The 18,742-nt window shown below is 61.2% G+C and carries 16 protein-coding genes; 14 read left to right on the top strand and 2 right to left on the bottom strand.

The genetic code is table 11. From position 1 onward, the window contains the following. Positions 1-115: 115 nt before the first annotated feature. The 12 genes from HAV18_RS06445 to HAV18_RS06390 all read left to right on the top strand — a co-directional run bounded on the left by HAV18_RS06445 (position 116) and on the right by HAV18_RS06390 (position 13,384). Positions 116-934, top strand: a complete 819-nt coding sequence (locus tag HAV18_RS06445) for a crotonase/enoyl-CoA hydratase family protein (RefSeq protein WP_166953861.1) — start codon at positions 116-118, stop codon at positions 932-934. A 52-nt stretch (positions 935-986) separates the two neighbouring features. Then, positions 987-2,195 (top strand): acetyl-CoA C-acetyltransferase, encoded by a 1,209-nt coding sequence (locus tag HAV18_RS06440; RefSeq protein ID WP_166954177.1) that lies wholly within the window; start codon positions 987-989, stop codon positions 2,193-2,195. Between the two features lie 27 nt (positions 2,196-2,222). Then, the gene (locus HAV18_RS06435) at positions 2,223-4,385 is read left to right on the top strand and encodes a 3-hydroxyacyl-CoA dehydrogenase NAD-binding domain-containing protein (protein ID WP_166953859.1); all 2,163 of its coding nucleotides are present in this window, start codon (positions 2,223-2,225) and stop codon (positions 4,383-4,385) included. Positions 4,386-4,523: 138 nt separating this feature from the next. Next, a complete protein-coding gene (locus tag HAV18_RS06430) occupies positions 4,524-5,663 on the top strand; it encodes an acyl-CoA dehydrogenase family protein (protein WP_166953857.1) in 1,140 nt (379 codons plus the stop codon). A gap of 149 nt (positions 5,664-5,812) precedes the next feature. After that, positions 5,813-6,583 (top strand): SDR family oxidoreductase, encoded by a 771-nt coding sequence (locus tag HAV18_RS06425; protein WP_166954175.1) that lies wholly within the window; start codon positions 5,813-5,815, stop codon positions 6,581-6,583. Positions 6,584-6,749: 166 nt separating this feature from the next. Next, positions 6,750-7,799, top strand: coding sequence for a CaiB/BaiF CoA-transferase family protein (locus HAV18_RS06420; RefSeq protein ID WP_166953855.1), 1,050 nt, complete (start codon positions 6,750-6,752; stop codon positions 7,797-7,799). Between the two features lie 75 nt (positions 7,800-7,874). Next, on the top strand, positions 7,875-8,624 hold the full coding sequence (locus HAV18_RS06415) for an electron transfer flavoprotein subunit beta/FixA family protein (RefSeq protein WP_166953854.1): 750 nt from the start codon (positions 7,875-7,877) through the stop codon (positions 8,622-8,624). 16 nt (positions 8,625-8,640) lie between these two features. After that, the gene (locus tag HAV18_RS06410) at positions 8,641-9,576 is read left to right on the top strand and encodes an electron transfer flavoprotein subunit alpha/FixB family protein (protein WP_166953853.1); all 936 of its coding nucleotides are present in this window, start codon (positions 8,641-8,643) and stop codon (positions 9,574-9,576) included. A gap of 13 nt (positions 9,577-9,589) precedes the next feature. Beyond that, on the top strand, positions 9,590-9,868 hold the full coding sequence (locus HAV18_RS06405; protein WP_243771545.1) for a hypothetical protein: 279 nt from the start codon (positions 9,590-9,592) through the stop codon (positions 9,866-9,868). Between the two features lie 182 nt (positions 9,869-10,050). Then, positions 10,051-11,172 carry a hypothetical protein gene (locus HAV18_RS06400; RefSeq protein ID WP_166953852.1) on the top strand — a complete coding sequence of 374 codons (1,122 nt, stop codon included), beginning with the start codon at positions 10,051-10,053 and terminating at the stop codon, positions 11,170-11,172. 105 nt (positions 11,173-11,277) lie between these two features. Then, positions 11,278-12,411 carry a phosphotransferase gene (locus tag HAV18_RS06395; RefSeq protein ID WP_166953851.1) on the top strand — a complete coding sequence of 378 codons (1,134 nt, stop codon included), beginning with the start codon at positions 11,278-11,280 and terminating at the stop codon, positions 12,409-12,411. A 178-nt stretch (positions 12,412-12,589) separates the two neighbouring features. Continuing rightward, positions 12,590-13,384, top strand: coding sequence for a type 1 glutamine amidotransferase domain-containing protein (locus tag HAV18_RS06390; RefSeq protein ID WP_166953850.1), 795 nt, complete (start codon positions 12,590-12,592; stop codon positions 13,382-13,384). Positions 13,385-13,572: 188 nt separating this feature from the next. On the opposite strand, the gene HAV18_RS06385 is transcribed toward HAV18_RS06390, so the two are convergent. Next, complete coding sequence (locus HAV18_RS06385; RefSeq protein ID WP_166953849.1) at positions 13,573-14,718, bottom strand: porin; 1,146 nt, start codon at positions 14,716-14,718, stop codon at positions 13,573-13,575. A 638-nt stretch (positions 14,719-15,356) separates the two neighbouring features. On the opposite strand from HAV18_RS06385, the gene HAV18_RS06380 reads away from it, so the two are divergent. Both HAV18_RS06380 and HAV18_RS06375 read left to right on the top strand, forming a co-directional pair. Further along, positions 15,357-16,367, top strand: a complete 1,011-nt coding sequence (locus HAV18_RS06380; protein ID WP_208101720.1) for a hypothetical protein — start codon at positions 15,357-15,359, stop codon at positions 16,365-16,367. 9 nt (positions 16,368-16,376) lie between these two features. Further along, positions 16,377-17,387 (top strand): AraC family transcriptional regulator, encoded by a 1,011-nt coding sequence (locus HAV18_RS06375; RefSeq protein ID WP_166953847.1) that lies wholly within the window; start codon positions 16,377-16,379, stop codon positions 17,385-17,387. A gap of 47 nt (positions 17,388-17,434) precedes the next feature. On the opposite strand, the gene HAV18_RS06370 is transcribed toward HAV18_RS06375, so the two are convergent. Further along, positions 17,435-18,697 carry an alpha/beta fold hydrolase gene (locus HAV18_RS06370; RefSeq protein WP_208101718.1) on the bottom strand — a complete coding sequence of 421 codons (1,263 nt, stop codon included), beginning with the start codon at positions 18,695-18,697 and terminating at the stop codon, positions 17,435-17,437. Between the last annotated feature and the right edge of the window lie 45 nt (positions 18,698-18,742).

Here is an 18,742-nt window from a genome sequence, read left to right as displayed (position 1 = left end):
GTGGCAAGCGTACGGCGCAATTGGTGCGTCACGAGCCGCAGTCCGCCGCCGAGCGGATCAACAGAAATGACGGGTGGCGCTCGAAGTACCGAAGCCGCCGCCAAGGAGACAGGCCATGAATTCCCATGTCGCCGTCGCGCTGAGCGCGGACGGTGTCGCCGAAGTTCGCCTCGATCGTCCCGACAAGCTCAATGCGCTAGTACCGGAGAGCTTCGAGGAACTCGTCGCTGCCGCTGATCGCCTCGATCGCGATTCCAACGTTCGCGCCGTCGTCCTGCATGGCGCGGGGCGGGCGTTCTGCGCAGGTCTCGATCTGTCGAATTTTAATGCGGGCAGCGAGGCAACGGAGGGACGCGATCCACTGGCTACGCGCACGCACGGCATTGCCAACCTCTATCAGCAGGCCGTCATGGCGTGGCGCAATCTCCCCGTTCCGGTCGTCGCCGCGGTGCACGGCGTCGCATTCGGCGGCGGCCTACAACTCGCGCTCGGCGCGGATGTGCGGCTGGTCAGTCCCGCCGCGCGGCTCAGCGTGATGGAAATCCAATGGGGGATCGTCCCGGACATGGCCGGGTTCGTGCTCATGCCGCAGGTCGTACGGGCCGACGTAATGCGGGAACTTGTCTACACCGGCCGCGTCGTGTCGGGCGAGGAAGCCGTCGCTCTGGGGCTCGCGACCCGTGTCAGCGAGGCACCGCTGGATGAGGCCCGCCGCCTTGCGTTTGAAATTGCACAACGCAGCCCGCAGGCGATACGCAGTGCAAAACGATTACTCAATCGCTCCTTTCCTGGCGACCCGGCGCCGTTGCTGTTGGCCGAGTCGCAGGAACAGGATCGACTCCTCGGCAGTTTCGAGCAGATGGAGACGGTTCGCGCGAACCTGGAACGTCGTGCTCCGCAATACGCCGCGTCAGCTTCCTTCGTCCGCACGTAACGGCGAAGGTTTCGGGCAACCGTGGAATACATCAACCTCAAGTGAGCATGTCATGACCGAAGCTTTCATTTATGACCACGTCCGCACGCCGCGCGGAAAAGGACGTCCCGAGGGCGCCCTGCACGAAATCACGCCGCTGCAGCTGGGCACGCAGGTGCTTCAGGCCCTGCGCGAGCGCAGCGCGCTCGATACGCGCTGGGTCGACGACGTCATCATGGGCCTGGTTTCTCCGATCGGGGAGCAAGGCGCCGTGCTGCCGCGCTCGGCCGCGCTGAACGCCGGCTATGACGAAGGCGTGCCCGGCGTCCAGGTCAACCGCTTCTGCGCGTCGGGCCTCGAAGCCTTCAACATGGCGACGGCCAAGGTGATGTCCGGCCAGTCGCCTGCCGTGGTGGCCGGCGGCGTCGAATCGATGTCGCGCGTTGCGATGGGTTCCGATGGCGGTGCGTGGCCGGCCGATCCGGCGTTTGCCCCGCTCGTTCATTTCGTGCCGCAGGGTGTGAGTGCTGATCTGATCGCGACGCTCGATGGATATTCGCGCACGGATGTGGATGCGTATGCCGTCGAGAGCCAGCGCCGCGCGGCACTGGCCTGGCAGGAAGGACGCTTCGGGAAATCGATCGTGCCGGTGCGCGACGTGATCGGCGAGATCGTCCTGGCGCGTGACGAGCATGTGCGCCCCGGCACGTCGCTGGAAGATCTCGGCAAGCTCAAGCCCTCGTTCGAGCAACTCGGGCTCCAGGCCGGCTTCGATGCGATCGCCATGCAGCGTTATCCGCAGGTCGAGGCGATCAACCACGTTCATACCGGTGGCAATTCTAGCGGCATCGTCGACGGCGCGTGCGCGGTCCTGATCGGCAGCAAGGAATTCGGCGAACGGAACGGCCTGAAGCCGCGTGCACGCGTGCGTGCTTTCACGTCGATCGGTTCGGAGCCGTGCATCATGTTGACCGGCCCGGCCTATGTGACCGAGAAGGTATTGAAGCTGGCAGGCATGCAGGTCGGCGACATCGATCTGTTCGAGGTAAACGAGGCATTTGCCGCCGTGGTCATGCGCTTCATGCGTGCCCTGAACGTGCCTCACGACAAGGTCAACGTCAACGGCGGTGCGATTGCGCTCGGCCACCCGCTCGGCGCGACCGGCTCGATCATCGTCGGCACGGCGCTCGACGAACTCGAGCGTACCGGCAAGTCCACCGCGCTGTGCACGCTGTGCGTCGGCGCCGGCATGGGCACGGCCACCATCATCGAACGCGTGTAACGCCACCTGGATACCACGAGAGACATCATGACGACACTGAAATTCGACCTGGACCAGGACGGCATCGCGCTGCTCACCATCGACGTACCGCAACGTCCGATGAACGTCATCACGCCGGAACTGACCCGCGATCTCACCGCGGCGGTCGAGCGGATCAAGGGCGACGACGCCATCAAGGGCACAATCATCACGTCGGGCAAGACCAGCGGCTTCATCGCTGGCGCCGACCTGAAGGACCTGGTCACGTTTTACGATTCGGGCATTACGCCGGCGCAGGGCGCCGAACAGGCGCGCGTGCTGTCGCGACTGTTTCGCAGTCTGGAAACGTGCGGCAAGCCGGTGGCTGCCGCGATCAACGGCACGGCGCTGGGCGGTGGCCTGGAACTGTGCCTCGCGTGTCATTATCGCGTGCTGAGCGACGATCCGAAAGCCGTGGTCGGGCTACCTGAAGTCAAGGTCGGGTTGTTGCCGGGCGCGGGCGGCACGCAGCGCCTGCCGCGCCTGATCGGCATTCCTGCTGCGTTGCCTCTGTTGCTGCAGGGGAAACATGTGAAGGCGGCAGAAGCACTCAAGCTGGGCATCGTTCACGCAGTGGTCCCGGCAGCCGGACTGGTTCGCGAGGCGCGCCGCTGGTTGCTGGAATCCCCGCGCGCCGAACAACCGTGGGACACCAAGGGGTACCGGATCCCCGGCGGTGCTGGGCCGCTCGCCTCGCACGCCGCACAGACGTTCGTCGCCGGCACGGCGCTGACCGCCGCGAACACGAACGGCAACTACCCGGCGCCGCTGGCGATCCTGTCGTGCGTCTATGAAGGCACGCAAGTGACCATCGATGTCGGCTTGCGCATCGAAACCAAGTATTTCGGCAAGCTGCTGGCCGACCCGGTTGCCCGTAACCTGACGCGCACGCTGTTCATCAACCAGGGCGCTGCGAACAAGCTGGCGGCACGCCCGCAGGATGTGGCCAAGTCGAAGGTGAGCAAGCTCGGCGTGCTGGGCGCGGGTATGATGGGCGCAGGCATAGCGCACGTCAGCGCGCAGGCGGGTATCGAGGTCGTCCTGCTCGATGCCACGCTGGAACAGGCAGAGAAAGGCAAGGCCGCCATCGCTGCATTGCGCGCCAAGGACCTCGCCAAGGGCAAGATTACCCAGGAAAAACTCGATGCATTGCTCGCGCGTATCCGTCCGACCGCGGATTACGCGGATCTCGACGGTTGCGATTTCGTGATCGAAGCCGTATTCGAAAAGCGCGAGCTGAAGGCCGACATCACGCGCAAGACCGAGGCGATCATTCCGGCCTCCGCCGTATTCGGTTCAAACACGTCGACCTTGCCGATTACCGGTCTCGCACGTGCGTCAGTGCGACCGGAGCAATTCATCGGCATTCACTTCTTTTCTCCGGTGGAAAAGATGCCGCTGGTGGAAATCATCCTCGGTGAACAAACCAGTCGGGAAACGGTGGCGCGCACGCTCGACTACATCGGGCAAATCGGCAAGACGCCGATCATCGTCCACGATTCGCCGGGCTTCTTCACGAGCCGGGTGTTCGGCACTTTTACCCAGGAAGGGCAGCAGATGCTGCTCGACGGCGTCGCCCCCGTGCTGATCGAGAGCGCGGCCAAGCTGGCCGGCTTTCCCGTCGGTCCGCTCGCCGTATCCGACGAGGTGACGTTGACGTTGCAGCAAAGCGTCTATCGCCAGCAGGATGCCGATGGCGTGGCTGAGCAGTATCGCGGCGTGGTCGGCAGCAAGGTGGCCGATCTCATGGTCGACGAGATCAAGAGGCCCGGACGTCGATTCGGCGGCGGTTTCTATGACTACCCCGAAAACGCGCCCAAGCGACTTTGGCCCGGCCTCAAGGAACTGTTCCCGCTCGCGCAGCAGCAACCGGACATCGAGGAGTTGAAGCAACGGTTCCTGAACGTCATGGCGATGGAAACCGCACGCTGCCTGGAGGAGGGTGTGTTGACGACGCCGGTGGACGCGGATCTCGGCTCCATTCTCGGCATCGGCTATCCGGCGTGGACCGGCGGTGCGTTGTCCTATATCGACACGATCGGGATTCGCCGGTTCATCGCCGAATGCGAACAGCTGGCGGAAAAACACGGCAAGCGCTTCAAGCCATCCGCCTGGCTCCTCGCTCGCGGCGAGCAAAACACCGCGTTCTATTCGACCAACGACGCTGTCTGATCGCGACGTGGCTCGTGCCCTGCGCAAGATCGTGCCATTCACCAGGCCGTTCGGACGCTATGCGGCCGAACGGTGCGATCCGTGCGCAGGGCATGCGTATTCAGCGTCCGGTGGGCGCACATATCTGGAGACATAGTGATGGAAGCTCGTCCCTTGAGCGCCGAAATGGAGTTGTTCCGCGATTCGGCATGCCGCTTCTTCCAGCGGGAGATCCGGCCACATCGGGAACGTTGGCGCGACGCGAATATCGTAGACCGCGAGGCTTTCCTGAAAGCGGGCAATACCGGATTCCTGTGCATGTGGGCCGATGAGCGGTACGGCGGCCTGGGTCTGAAGGATTTTCGCTATGAGCAGATCCTGATCGAGGCGAACACCTTCCATGGCGATCCGGGGTATTTCATCACGCTGCACAGCCGTCTCGTCGGGCCGTACATCCAACATTTCGGCACGGAAGAACAGAAGCAGCGCTTCCTGCCCGGCATGATCAGCGGCGAAACGATTCTCGCGATCGCGATGACCGAGCCCGATGCTGGATCCGACCTGGCCGGGATGAAATCGCGCGCGGTGGAGCAGGGGGACCACTGGATATTGAATGGTTCGAAGACGTACATCTCGAACGGCATCAATGCGGACCTCGTCATCGTCGCGGCCCGTACGCACGTCGACAATCCGCACGGCATCACGCTGTTCCTGGTCGAGCGCGGTATGGAAGGTTTCGAGCGCGGCCGGAACCTGAAGAAGATGGGGCTGAAGTCGCAGGACACGGCCGAGCTGTTCTTTCGCGACGTCAAGATTCCCAAGTCGAACGTGCTCGGCGAAGTCAATCGCGGCTTCTACCATCTAATGCAGGGCCTCGCGGAGGAACGGCTGATTGCTGCAGTCGGTAACGTCGCTGCCGCGCGTCTGGCACTGGAGATCACGAAGGATTTCGTCAAGCAGCGGCTAGTATTCGGCAAGCCTCTTTCAAAAATGCAGAACACGCGTTTCAAGCTCGCGGCACTGGACGCCGAAATCGAGATGGCGCAAGTCTATGTCGACCGCTGTGTCGACGTACACAACGAAGGAAAGCTTAGTGCAGTGGATGCTGCTCGAGCCAAGCTGTTCACGAGCGAGCTGAACGGCCGCATGGTCGATGAGGGCGTGCAGCTGCACGGCGGGGCGGGTTACATGGAGGAGTACGAGATCTGCCGGCTCTATCAGGATGAGCGGATCCACCGCATCCTCGCAGGAACCTCCGAGATCATGAAGGAAATCATCGCCCGGGCCATTCTCGACTAGCGTCGACGCCGGCATCGGCGTGTATTGCGCGGGCGGCATCGATGATGCGAGTCGATCTGGTGATCTTCCGCATCCTTCCTATTGTCATTCACGGGTTGTCGGCCGGAAGTGCTTTTCGGTTGGTGAATTTTTTCGAAGAGTATCAAATCATGAATATCGCAGGCAAGGTAGTGATCGTAACCGGTGGTGCATCCGGTCTCGGCGAAGCTACGGTGCGTGGCTTTGCGGCCCAAGGAGCAGCGGTTGCGGTGCTCGATCTCAACGACGCGCGCGGCGAGGCGCTCGCGACGGAGCTGGGCGAGCTCTGCGTGTATGTGCGGACCAATGTGTCCGACGAACAGTCGGTCCAGGCAGCCATCGACCGTGTGACCGAGAAGTTTGACGCCATCCACGTATGCTGCAACTTCGCCGGCATTGCCAATGCGATCAAGACGATCGGCAAGGAAGGGCCGTTCCCGCTGGCCGATTTCAAGAAGGTGATCGACGTGAACCTAGTCGGTACCTTCAACGTATTGCGCCTTGCCGCAACGCAGATGGCACGGAACGAGCCGGACGCCATCAGCGGCGATCGCGGCGTGATCATCAATACAGCGTCGATTGCGGCCTACGAAGGGCAGATGGGCCAGGCCGCATACAGCGCTTCGAAAGGCGGGGTGGTGTCGATGACTCTGCCGATCGCCCGCGATCTGGCGCGCTACGGGATTCGTGTGAACACGATCGTGCCTGGGCTCATCCATACGCCGATGTTCGATTCGCTGCCGGCGGAGGCTGTGCGTGCGCTTTCCGAGAGCCCGCTTTATCCGCAGCGACTCGGTCGACCGGACGAAGTCGCGCACATGGCCCGGTTCATCGTCGAGAACGATTACGTCAACGGCGAATGCATCCGTATCGATGCCGGTATCAGGCTGCAGCCGAAATAATTTTTTCGTTGGCGATGCCGGGGGATGGAGATGGTCTCCGTCACCCGGGAATGGCGCAACGCAGGACGGCTTCCTTGTGGACCGGAATCGGCACGCGTCGATTCACGTATTTCGCGGCGGAAGGGCTTGCGTGCCGAGGTGACGAAATCACGAAAGAGTGGATCGAATGGATGCAGCACAAGTGAGCCGCCCGCTGGCGGGTGTACGAATCGTCGAATTTGAAGGAATCGGCCCGGGTCCGTTGGCTGGCCGCATGCTGGCCGACATGGGCGCGGAGGTGACGGTCATCGCCCGGCCGCAAAAAAACGTGGTGAGCGAGCGTCTGGCCGGCGCGTCCGAAAATCCGCTTCGGCGTGGCAAGACGGTCGTGGGGATCGATCTCAAGCAACCGGACGGGATGTCGAAGGCATTGGCATTGCTGATGAACGCCGATGCGCTGATCGAAGGCAATCGCCCGGGTGTGATGGAGAAGCTGGGCCTCGGGCCGGCTGATTGTGCCGCGCTCAATCCGCGGCTTGTCTACGGCCGGATGACCGGGTGGGGGCAGCAAGGACCGCTGGCCCAGGCTGCCGGCCACGATCTAAACTACGTGGCGCTGACCGGCCTGTTGTCGCTGTCGGCCCATCGTGGGGAGCGACCGATCGTGCCACCGACTGTTGTCGGAGACGCAACGGGTGCGCTGGGGCTTGCCTTCGGGATGGCGTGCGCACTTCTTGACGCGCGCAACAGTGGTCAGGGGCGCGTCGTGGACGGCGCCATCGTTGACATCTTGGCAATGCTTGGATCGATCGCCCAGTGGGTGCGAGCGAGCGGACAGCTGGATAGTGCGCGACCGAGCCCGTTCCACGATTCGCCGTTCTACGACGTTTATCTCTGCGCCGATGGGGGCGCCGTGACCCTTGGGGCGCTCGAGCCGCAGTTCTACGCATTGCTGCTCGGCAAACTAGGCCTGACCGATGTCGATCCCGCTGCACAGTACGACGTGACGCGCTGGCCGGAGTTGAAAGCCCGATTCACGACGCTGTTTGCGAGCGAGCCGCGCGCACACTGGTGCGCGCGGCTCGAAGGCAGCGATGTTTGCTTTGCCCCAGTGTTGAGCGTTGCGGAAGCGGCGATCCATCCGCACAACGTGGCACGCGGGATATACGAGGTTCAAGCTGACGGAGGCGTCCAGGTTTGCGGCGCACCGCGCTTTTTACCGCTTGCGGCTGGATAGGGCGTGACGTTTCGGCTTGTATTCGATGCGTGATGCAGGGCAGTGGATAGCTATACGGTTGAGTGAGGAAGCGAGATGAAAATCCTGGTGCCAGTGAAAAGAGTGGTCGATTACAACGTGAAGGTCCGCGTGAAGTCGGACAACACGGGTGTCGACATCGCGAACGTGAAGATGTCGATGAACCCGTTCGACGAAATCGCCGTTGAAGAAGCCGTGCGGTTGAAGGAAGCGGGCGTGGCGACCGAAGTGATCGCCGTGTCGGTGGGTGTCACGCAAGTGCAGGAAACGCTGCGTACGGCGCTGGCGATTGGCGCGGATCGCGCGATCCTCGTCGAATCGAACGACAGCGTCGAGCCGCTGGCCGTCGCGAAGATCCTGAAGGCGCTGGTCGACAAGGAACAGCCGCAACTGGTGATCCTCGGCAAGCAGGCGATCGATGACGATTCTAACCAGACGGGCCAGATGCTGGCCGCGCTGGCAGGCCTGCCGCAAGCGACGTTCGCGTCGAAGGTGACGGTGGCCGACGGCAAGGCAACGGTTGCACGTGAAGTCGACGGCGGTGCGGAAACGCTGTCGCTGTCGCTGCCGGCCGTGATCACCACGGACCTGCGCCTGAACGAGCCGCGCTACGTGACGCTGCCGAACATCATGAAGGCGAAGAAGAAGCCGCTGGAAACCGTGAAGCCGGAAGACCTCGGCGTGGATGTCGCGCCGCGTCTGAAGACGCTGAAGGTCGTCGAGCCGCCGAAGCGTGCAGCCGGCGTGAAGGTGCCGGACGTGAAGACGCTGGTCGAGAAGCTGAAGACCGAAGCCAAGGTGCTGTAAGAGGGAGCGCAAAGAAATGACGATTCTGGTGATTGCAGAACACGACAACGCGTCGGTCAAGGCCGCGACGTTGAACACGGTGGCGGCGGCAGCGAAGATCGGTGGCGACATCCACGTGCTGGTCGCGGGCCACAACGCGCAAGCGGCTGCGGACGCGGCAGCGAAGATCGCAGGTGTGTCGAAGGTACTGCTGGCCGACGCGCCGCAACTCGAAGCGGGCCTGGCTGAAAACGTCGAAGCGACCGCGCTGAACATCGCGAAGGACTATTCGCACATCCTCGCGCCGGCCACGGCCTACGGCAAGAACATCGCGCCGCGTATCGCCGCGAAGCTGGACGTCGCGCAGATCTCGGACATCACCGCAGTTGACAGTGCCGACACGTTCGAGCGCCCGATCTACGCGGGTAACGCGATCGCGACGGTGCAGTCGAGCGACCCGATCAAGGTGATCACGGTGCGTGCGACGGGCTTCGATCCGGTGGCCGCCGTTGGCGGCAGCGCGACGGTCGAGAAGATCGAAGCAGCGGCGGATGCAGGCAAGTCGCAATTCGTGAGCCGTGAAGTAACGAAGCTGGACCGTCCGGAGCTGACCAGCGCGAAGATCATCGTGTCGGGCGGCCGCGGTCTGGGTAGCGGCGAGAACTACACGAAGGTGCTGGAGCCGCTGGCGGACAAGCTGTCGGCAGCGCTCGGAGCATCGCGCGCGGCAGTCGACGCCGGCTACGTGCCGAACGACTACCAGGTTGGCCAGACCGGCAAGATCGTCGCACCGCAGTTGTACATCGCGGTCGGTATCTCGGGTGCGATCCAGCACTTGGCCGGCATGAAGGATTCGAAGGTGATCGTCGCGATCAACAAGGATCCGGAAGCGCCGATTTTCAGCGTGGCCGATTACGGCCTCGTCGGTGACCTGTTCGCGCTCGTTCCGGAATTTGCCGGCCAGCTCGGCTGATCGCAAGATTCACATGATGCAAGAGCAGCGAATCGGAGCTTATGCCGCGAGAATGACAGGCGCGCGCACGGCGGCGCGTGAAAGTGCCAATGCGGAGGACGCCGCGCTATGGAGATGGTTCGCCGCCTTGTTGGAAGAGCGGCGCATACGATGGTGCCAGAGCGGCCGAGGATGGCTGATCAGTGTGGACCATCGCCACGTCGCGACCAGTACGCAGTTTGATCAGGCGATGCGGATTGCGAAGGAAAACGTCGAAGAAGGCAGTGCACGAGCACACCCTGATGGAGACTGAGCGCACTTTGGGCGGCCAGTTCGAAAAGTATGTGCCGCACGCTTAAAGATAACCCGCTAGGCAACAGGGCAGCCGGGTTTCATGAACGTTTCGCGAATGTCGGCGCGACCTGTGAAGCAAATCGAGCTGATATTCCGGTTCCACACCACAGGGATCATCATTCCATTTGAGCGAGCCAGCGCATGTTAACCAAGGGCGACGACTATCCGATTCACCAGACGAGCGATCCGATTGCCTACGCGGGTACAGATCGCAACTTTTACGATCGATATTTCTTCAACGGTTACAACCGCGACGGAAGCATATTTTTTTCGACGGCGCTGGGAGTCTATCCACACCTGAATATTATGGATGGGGCTTTCTGCCTGGTCTATCAAGGCGTGCAACACAATGTTCGCGTGTCGCGACACCTCGGCATGGAGCGCATGGACACACGCGTCGGTCCGTTGGCGGTCGACGTGATCGAACCGTTACAGTCGCTGCGTATCCGACTGGACGAGAACGACCATGGCATCCGCGCGGACATCATCTTCCGCGGCAGAGCGCGAGTTGTCGAAGAGCCTCGATTCCTGCGTCGAATCGGACCCCGCACGTACATGGATTACACGCGACTGACGCAAAACGGCATGTATGAAGGCTGGATCGAGATCCGGGGAGAGCGCATTGAATTGCGGCCCGACGGAGTTTGGGGAACGCGGGACCGGTCATGGGGCGTTCGCCCTATCGGCACGCCGGACTCGCAGGATTTCGTTCCACCGACACCGGCGCAGTTCTTCTGGATTTGGGCACCGTTGAACTTTGACGACGCCTTCAGCTTGCTCGCTGTTAACGCCGACGCGCAAGGAAGACCGTGGAATATTGGCGGGGTCATCGGAACACTGGACGATGGTCCGACCGAGCACTTTGAAAACTGCCGCACCGAAATTGTGCTCGAACCGAATTCACGGCATTTCGCAGCAACCACGTTGATCTATCAGCATGACGACGGCGGTGAAACGCGGATCAAGCTAACTCCCCATTGGAAGTTCTATATGTCGGGGCTCGGATATCTCCATCCCGAATGGGGGCATGGCGTCAACAATGGGCCGTTTGCGATCGGGTACGACACCATCCGCACCGATGAAGTGACGGGCTTCGCATTGCCTTATCACACGCATATCCAGGCGTTCGTGACCGCCGAATTGATCGGGCCTGACGGACGCACACGACTTGGTAGCGGCGTGCTGGAACAGCTCGTTTTCGGCCCCTACGAACCGCTCGGAATGAAGGGGCTGCTTGATGTGCCGGGCGGACCGGTACGATGAGCCATCTTCGATGTCGTCGAGCGGTTGTCACCTGGCATTCGCCGAGAACCAACAGCATCGCATCACCCAGAGAACACGTCGGCGCGACCCCGTCGACGTACTTGGATGGAGACAATTTTGGATGCCAATCATGCGTGTCAGCTTTCTGCTTCTCAACCCCGAACTTCGTTGCCGCCGCTTGTAACTGACGCCGCGCACCTGACACCGGCATGGATCGAATCTGTCCTTCGCTATCGCGGTCTCCTCGACGCAGGCACCGTGGCGGACGTCCGGATCATGCCGGTTGGAAACGGCATGTTGGGCAGCAATTTGCGTCTCGAACTCCAGTACTCGGGGGCATCTTCGTCGGCCCCGCGGACGCTCGTGGCCAAACTTCCCGCGACGAATTCGGTCAGCCGCGAGACTGGCGCGAGATCGCGGCTGTATCTTAGAGAAATACGTTTCTACCAGGAGATTGCCCCATTTGTCGATGTTGGGCTGCCCAACGTGCTCTACGCCGACATCTCGGAGGACATGCGCGATTTCTGTCTTCTTTTCGAGGATCTCGCACCGGCTGTCGGCGGAGACCAGCTTCAGGGGTGCACGGTGGAGCAGGCTATGCATGCGCTGGATGCAGCTGCTGCGCTCCATGGTCCGCAGTGGGGCAAGGCGGAACTAGCGACGCATGTGTGGTTGGATCGCAACATGCATGTCCCGGGCTACGCGAAGCATTATGCGAAATGCGTGCAGGCATTTGCAGAACGATATGCGGGGCAACTCGAGGGCGAGGTGATTGACGCCGCTCTGCACCTCGGTAAACGCATCGATGCATATTTCGCCATGCAGCAGGCTCCATGGACGATCACGCATGGCGATTTTCGACTCGACAACATGCTGTTCGACGCGAAAGGCGGTCGACTGCCGGTCGCCGTGCTGGACTGGCAGACAGTACAACTCGGGCCGGGCATGACCGACGTTTCCTACTTTCTCGGTTCCGGGCTGACCACCGCGCTGCGGCGCGAACATGAGCGCGATCTGGTGCAGCGCTACCATCAGAGCTTGAGCCGCTATGGCGTCGACTACGACGCTTCTCAGTGCTGGCGAGACTACGGGCTGTTCGCACCGCAAGGCTTGATCCAGGCCGTCATCGCAGCAATACTCACCACACGCACCGAGCGTGGTGATCTTCTTTTCCTCACCATGGCGCGGCGACACGGCATTCAGATGTTGGATCTCGGCACGCTTGACCTTGTCGCGTGAGAGCGTGCGACGGCCAGTCCGGCACCAGGCGTGGGCGAGCGAGGTTGCGTCCTGCCAGGCCTCGTTGATCCGCACTCGTGCTTTCGAGCCATCCGCAGCAGGATGGGAAAAACCCTGGTGCGTGGAGAGTGGGAATGATTCCAATCGAGTTCCAGCATGCCACTGAGGAGCAATGTAAATGAAAAAGGCAAAAATCCTCGTCTACACATCTTCTGCCACTCAAATTCCCCTCCGGGAAGGAGGGCGTCATGAAGTCGGCATATTCCTCGGGGAGTTGGTCGAACCAATAGAACCATTGATCGAAGCAGGACACTTCGTCGAGTTCGTTAGCCCCGACGGGAAAGGCTGCGTCATCGACGAGGCATCCTACAAGCTGTCCAACTGGGGGCTCTCAAGGCGAAAGATGGAGCACGCCAAGCAGTTCTTTGAAACCCGCCTTCGAGAGCTTGGAATCGGAAAACCAGGCCGATTGTCGGATATTCTGGCCGACAAAGTGAAGCTCGATTCCTATGATGTTTTGTTCGTGCCCGGCGGACACGCGCCGATGACCGACGTGTTGCACACGAACTGGCTGGAAAGCGACGAGTACAACCCTGAAACCGGCGCATTGCTGTTGCATTTTCACGAGCGCGCCAAGATTACCTCTGCCATCTGCCACGGATCTGCGGCGCTGGGAGCAGCCCCCGTAGTCGACGGGAAATGGATTTACTCCGGCTACAACATGACCTGCGTCAGCATGGCCGCCGAAGAGCTCACAGAAGACATTCCATGCTTCGGTATTGGCGGGCACATGCCCGATTATCCGGTACACATTCTGGAACGACTCGGCGCGAAGGTGCATACCAAGATGCTTGGTAGAAGCAACGTGGTGGAGGACAGGGAGCTTATCACGGGGCAGGACCCCTACAGCGCGAAGGAACTGGGCGAAAAGCTCCTGCAGAAAATCGGTCGGGAACTCAGCTCGCAAGCGTAATTTGGCGCCTCGCGGGCAAGAGCTTACTGAATTCTGCAGCAAATTTCTCTTGTGGGGCCGACTACAGCCCCATCCGATTCCGTCTGAAATTGGTTCGTCACAAGTTGGATGCCGCCGAGTGGTGGCGATGCGCGTACTTATGGTGGTTCGAGGCGCACGCCATCCAGTCCTTCTAATCGGGGCGTCGGTCAGAACATATGTCGCATGCCGATCATCGCGGCCGTCGTTGACGTGCCTGGCGCAACGGGCTGGCCATACTCGATCATCTGGTTCATTGTTCCACGGTTGTTCACGTGTCCGACTTGGGCATAGAACGCCGTTCGCTTCGACATCCAGTATTCGGCGCCCAGCGCCACTTCGATGGACTTGTTCGTGGAGTTGTTTTTGTCCCTGAGGTAATAGACGCCGGAACTGACGTGGAGCGCCGGAGAGAAGCGATAGCCGACTCCCGCGGAGTACATGTCGATATTCGCCTTTGATAAATCGGACGGATTTCGTCCGTTTCCGTACGAAGCGGAAACGGAGAAATCACGGAATGTGTACATCGCCCCCAAATAATAGAACCGGTTGTTGTTCAGGCCGGTTGCCGTATTTGCCGGCGTATTCGGAAATGTCGCGGGAAAGGGATTGGTGTCGTGGCCGTTGTAGTAGACGGCTGCCAAGTTCAGGCCGTAATTCGAGTAGCGCAGCACCACGGACTCGCGTGTTCCAGCCTGGAAGTGTCCGGGAACGCCACCGGGCGCATACTCCAAGTCCACCGTAGCGCCATAAAAGCTCGGGGAGTGATAAACCAGCGCGTTGCTCTCGTAGAGTGCACCGACCGGTCCGTTCGTGCTCGTTCCCGGCCATCCCGCTGCCTGGTTCATGCCGATCCACGCGGTTAGGAGGCTGCCGAAGAACTGGGTCGAGCGCGCGTCGGTTGCAGCCATCGCCCAGACCATCGGGACGATCTGGCGGCCGGCTTCGAAGCTGCCGAATGGCCCCGATATGCCGATCATCGCGTATTGATTGAAGATCGCGGTGGCGCCCGGCGTGTCAGCGATGCTGAACTTACCCGTGGCACTGTCGAATGCGCCCTGCAGCTTGAAATTGACCTTATAGCCGCTGCCCAAGTCCTCGGTGCCGCGGATGCCCCAATAGCTGGAATAGATGCCACTATCCTTGAAGCGGTATACTTTGCCGGTATTCGCTGCGTGCGGTGAAAGCGACGCGGCCGACGTGCTTTGATACAGCAAACCGGAGTCGATGGCGCCGTAGAGCGTTACCGACGATTGCGCGTGTGATGCCGAAGCGAACACGGTCAACGCCGCTACTGCGGCGAACTTCAGTTTCATGTTGTCTCCTCCGAACGGGGATGATCTCGCTGTGTTTTTCTTCTGTTGGCCGATGCCAAGCCAATTCACTCGGACTACTTATTGAATGCAGGACCGTCTGCCTATGTGTCTTGGATCTCGGTGGCGCAGGTGATACCTGTACGGCGTGTTGTCACACCGGATCGGGGGTGCCGATCGTATCGATCGGAGGGCCGGCATTGCAGCGTCGATGGCGAGGCCAATGATGGTTCTTTGATACAGAGGATCGCTGCATGACCTAGGATTCCTTGAATGGAAAACGCCGATTCGTCGTGACGCCACATCGTGATTCAAGAATATCCACGCCCCTTGGACGTGCCCCCTCCCGAAGCGGGAGGGGGGCGGGATATCCCGCGTATTACCCTGTTCATGTCGCGGAGAATCGTACGTAGCTGTCGACCACTACGCGGCCGCAGGCGTCGGTGCATGAAGAGGCAGGGGACTCATCAATCGGGGCTCGATCGCGTGATCGCGATATGTCCCTTCCCGTGAAGAGGACGCATGCCTCGTCACGCGATTGGCGCGAATTGATTTCAGATTGGCGTGCTTTGGTGGCTGGAAGCCTCGGTCGGCGCGCTATCCTTCTTGCAGCTTATTCATCTGGCGCGAGAGTGTGTGCAATGACGAACTTTGATAAGACTGACTCCAACAACTCCGGGACGAAGCGCAAGGCGCTGATCGTCATCTCTTCGGCGACAGCACTGCCGGTCAGCGAGCCAGCGGGTCATGCACCGATCTCGACCGGGTTTTTCCTGGTCGAGCTGGCGCAGATCCTGAAGGAGTTCGAGAACGACCATGAGTTTGTGCTTTGCACGCCAGACGGCACCGTCCCGCAACTCGATATCAACGGTCTTTCGCTGCCTTTCATGGCTACCGACGCGCTGACCCGGGCAGTGGTCGGCTACACGGTCGCGCCTAAGGGTTTCGCTGCGCGCAACCCCGGTTTGGTGGAACGTAGGACCGCGGAACTGGAATTGGCGTATCGCCATCTCGGCGCACTTCCTGTCTCCAGCGTTCTGCCGAAAACGGACCCGGAGGCCGCGGCGATGCGTGACGAGGTCGTCGATGCGTTCGCGAAGCTGCCGACCAAGGACTATCTGTCTGCGCAGGAGGTGGTGACGCGGCATCGGAATCCGGACGATGCATTCTCGCTGGCGGACTTTGATTTCATTCATTTCCCCGGTGGGCATGCCCCGATGGTGGATTTTCGAGATTCGCCCTGGATCGGTGAGCTGATCAATCTCGCTTACGAAGAAGGCGTGGTGCTTTCGATGATCTGCCATGCTCCTGTGGCGATGACATCGGCGCGGTTCCGCGTCGATCGTGATGGCAAGTACCGCGAGGTTACCGATCATCCGTTCGCCGCGGCACAGCTGACCACCGTACCCAAGCACGGCGAAGTCATCGCACTGACGACCAATTACCCCAAGATTCCCGGGAAGAAAACCCGGCTCGAATACTACGTCGACGAGGCGCTCAAAGAGGCCGGATATCGTGTTCTCTCGACGCTCGACCCTGCTGCCATTCGGTTGGTATGGGAGCCACACCTGCGGCTTCTGACTTCCAATGGGCCGCAGTCGGTCGACGCGCAGGCGAGGCAGCTGCGTTCGATTGTCGAGACCGGCCGATAGAGGTGTCTGATGTCAGCACGCTATCTGCTGGATCTCAACTGGAAGGTCGTACTCGGGGATCTCCATGTCGAGCCGCAAGATCTGCTTCGCCATGCGCGATTGCCGCTCGATCTTTTTGCGCGGGCGCGGCCGGTCGTGACCGCGGAAGAGTATTTCCGGCTGTGGGACAGCGTGGGCGTGCTGGTCGGCGGCACGGATTTTCCGCTGAAGATCGGACAGTCTGTCTCGGTGGAGGCGTTCAACCCGCTCATGTTTGCCTGCCTGTGCAGCGCCGACCTGAATTGCGCACTCCAGCGATTCTCGCGCTACAAATTGTTGCTGGGGCCATTGAGACTCGATGTCGAGATCGGTGATCGGAAGACCGTCGCGACGTTCGGCGGGGCGGAGCCGACGGTGAACCCGCCAGTCTCGTTCGTTGCATCGGAGATGGTCTTTGTCGTGCATATGGCGCGACGGGCGGCTCGACAGCACGTCGTGCCGAGTGCGATCACGCTCCCAGCGCTGCCGACGGGCGCCGCCGAGGCGGAAGCGTTTTTCGGCGTGCCGATCACGATCGGCGCCAATGCCACGCTTGCATTCGATGCCAAGGTTGCAGGTGCGCCATTCCTGACCGCCAACGAGACGATCTGGGCATCGTTCGAGCCGGATCTCAAGCGTCGCCTGGGCGACCTGGATCAGAGCACGTCCTTTGCCGACCGTGTACGCGCGTGTCTGACGGAGCGCCTCGCCAGCGGCCGTTGTTCTGCTTTCGACGTGGCAGGGCACCTTGCCGTCAGTCAACGCACGCTCCAGCGGCGGCTGCGTGACGAAGGTACCAGCTTCCAGGCGGAACTCAATGCAGTTCGGGTCGAGCTGGCCCGACACTATCTGCTCGAGCGCAAACTTGCAGCGACCGAGACGGCATTCCTGCTCGGCTATGACGAACCGAACTCTTTTGCGCGCGCCTTCCAGCAATGGACGGGCAAGACACCGGAGCAATTTCGTCGCGAGCCGATTCCGCTGCAGGGTCTGCCCCATTGAGCGAATGGCGGCTCGGCCGGGCGCCGCGCCGCCGCCGGACCCACGTGTTATTGCCGGGTCTTTCGGATTCCGTCGAGAATGGGCAGCAGGTGTTTGACGAACACGTCCGGGTGCTCGCTCATCGGAAAGTGGCCGACCGACGGCATGACGGTATGGGTCGAGCCTTCGATTGCGCGATGGGCGATCTCACCGAGCTCGATGGTTCCTGACGCGTCATACTCGCCGTTCATGATGTGGACCCCCACCCGTGACGTGTCGATCCGCGATGCCTGTTCCGTTACATTGAATTCATCGACGTAGTAATGCAGGTCGCCGAGAAAGAGCGGCGGCCAACCGGCCATATAGGTCTGAATAGTCTCCCGGCGATAGGCTTCGGGCGCTTGAGGCGCAGTGAGCCCGTGCATCAGGCGACCCTTGAATTCATTGGAGACCTGCGGGTGCCAGAATGCCCGGTGCAGAAAATCGCCGGTGTCGCCGGGGATATCGAGCGCCCCTTCGACCGCGATAACGTGGTCGAACACGTCTGGATGATGGGCCGCGAGATCGAGCGCCAGCACGCCGCCGACCGAGCACCCCATAAACACCGGGTTTTGCAAACGCAATGCATGAACCAGCGCGATCGGTACCGCGCGAATGAATGCCGCGGTCAGCTTGTACTCCTCTTGCCACCAGGCGCGACCCACCGGCGGAATCGATTTCCCATGGAACGGCAAGTCGTATGCGATCAGTCGAAAGTGATCGGTGATGGCCGGCACTTCGAAAAGGTGCCGCCACTGGACGCCGTGTGCGCCGGCCGTGTGCTGGAGCAGCAACGGAATTCCGGTCCCCGCTTCCTCGTAGTAGATGCGGAAATCCTGCTCCTGCAACGTCATATGCACATAACGCCCGACGGGGCTGTCATGCGTGCCGGTCGGACGCGCTTCGTTGCGAGGGGCATGCTGTTCATCGTTCGCGGGCCGCAGGATTTCAATGATGCGCTGGACCGCGGGATAGTACTGTGCGAATAGGACAGGGTCCGCGGCGACCTCGACCCCGGCGGCCAACGCAGGGCCGAGGTCGTTCAGGCCACGCGGCGGAATTTTCCGGGTCAGTCCGTTCCATACGTCGAGCGGCATGCGCAGTTCGATCGTGCCAGCGCCCGAAACGGCATCGGCGGAGGGAATCCCGTTCCGAACCGCGAGTGCCAGCGTGTCGTTACCGACGAGGAACCGGACGCCTCCGGTCCAGTACCGCGCTGCCATCCGGAACTCGGGATCGGACGTCAATGCTGCGACGATGGTGTCTACGTTGCTGAAAACTGAAATCGTCATGAAGCGTTATCCTCGCTGGAAATCAACGGTAGTGAAGCGTGCCGC

Origin of the sequence: Burkholderia sp. D-99, from assembly GCF_011605345.1 — a bacterium.
Taxonomy (GTDB): domain Bacteria; phylum Pseudomonadota; class Gammaproteobacteria; order Burkholderiales; family Burkholderiaceae; genus Burkholderia.
This window is presented reverse-complemented; position numbering and strand designations above follow the sequence as displayed.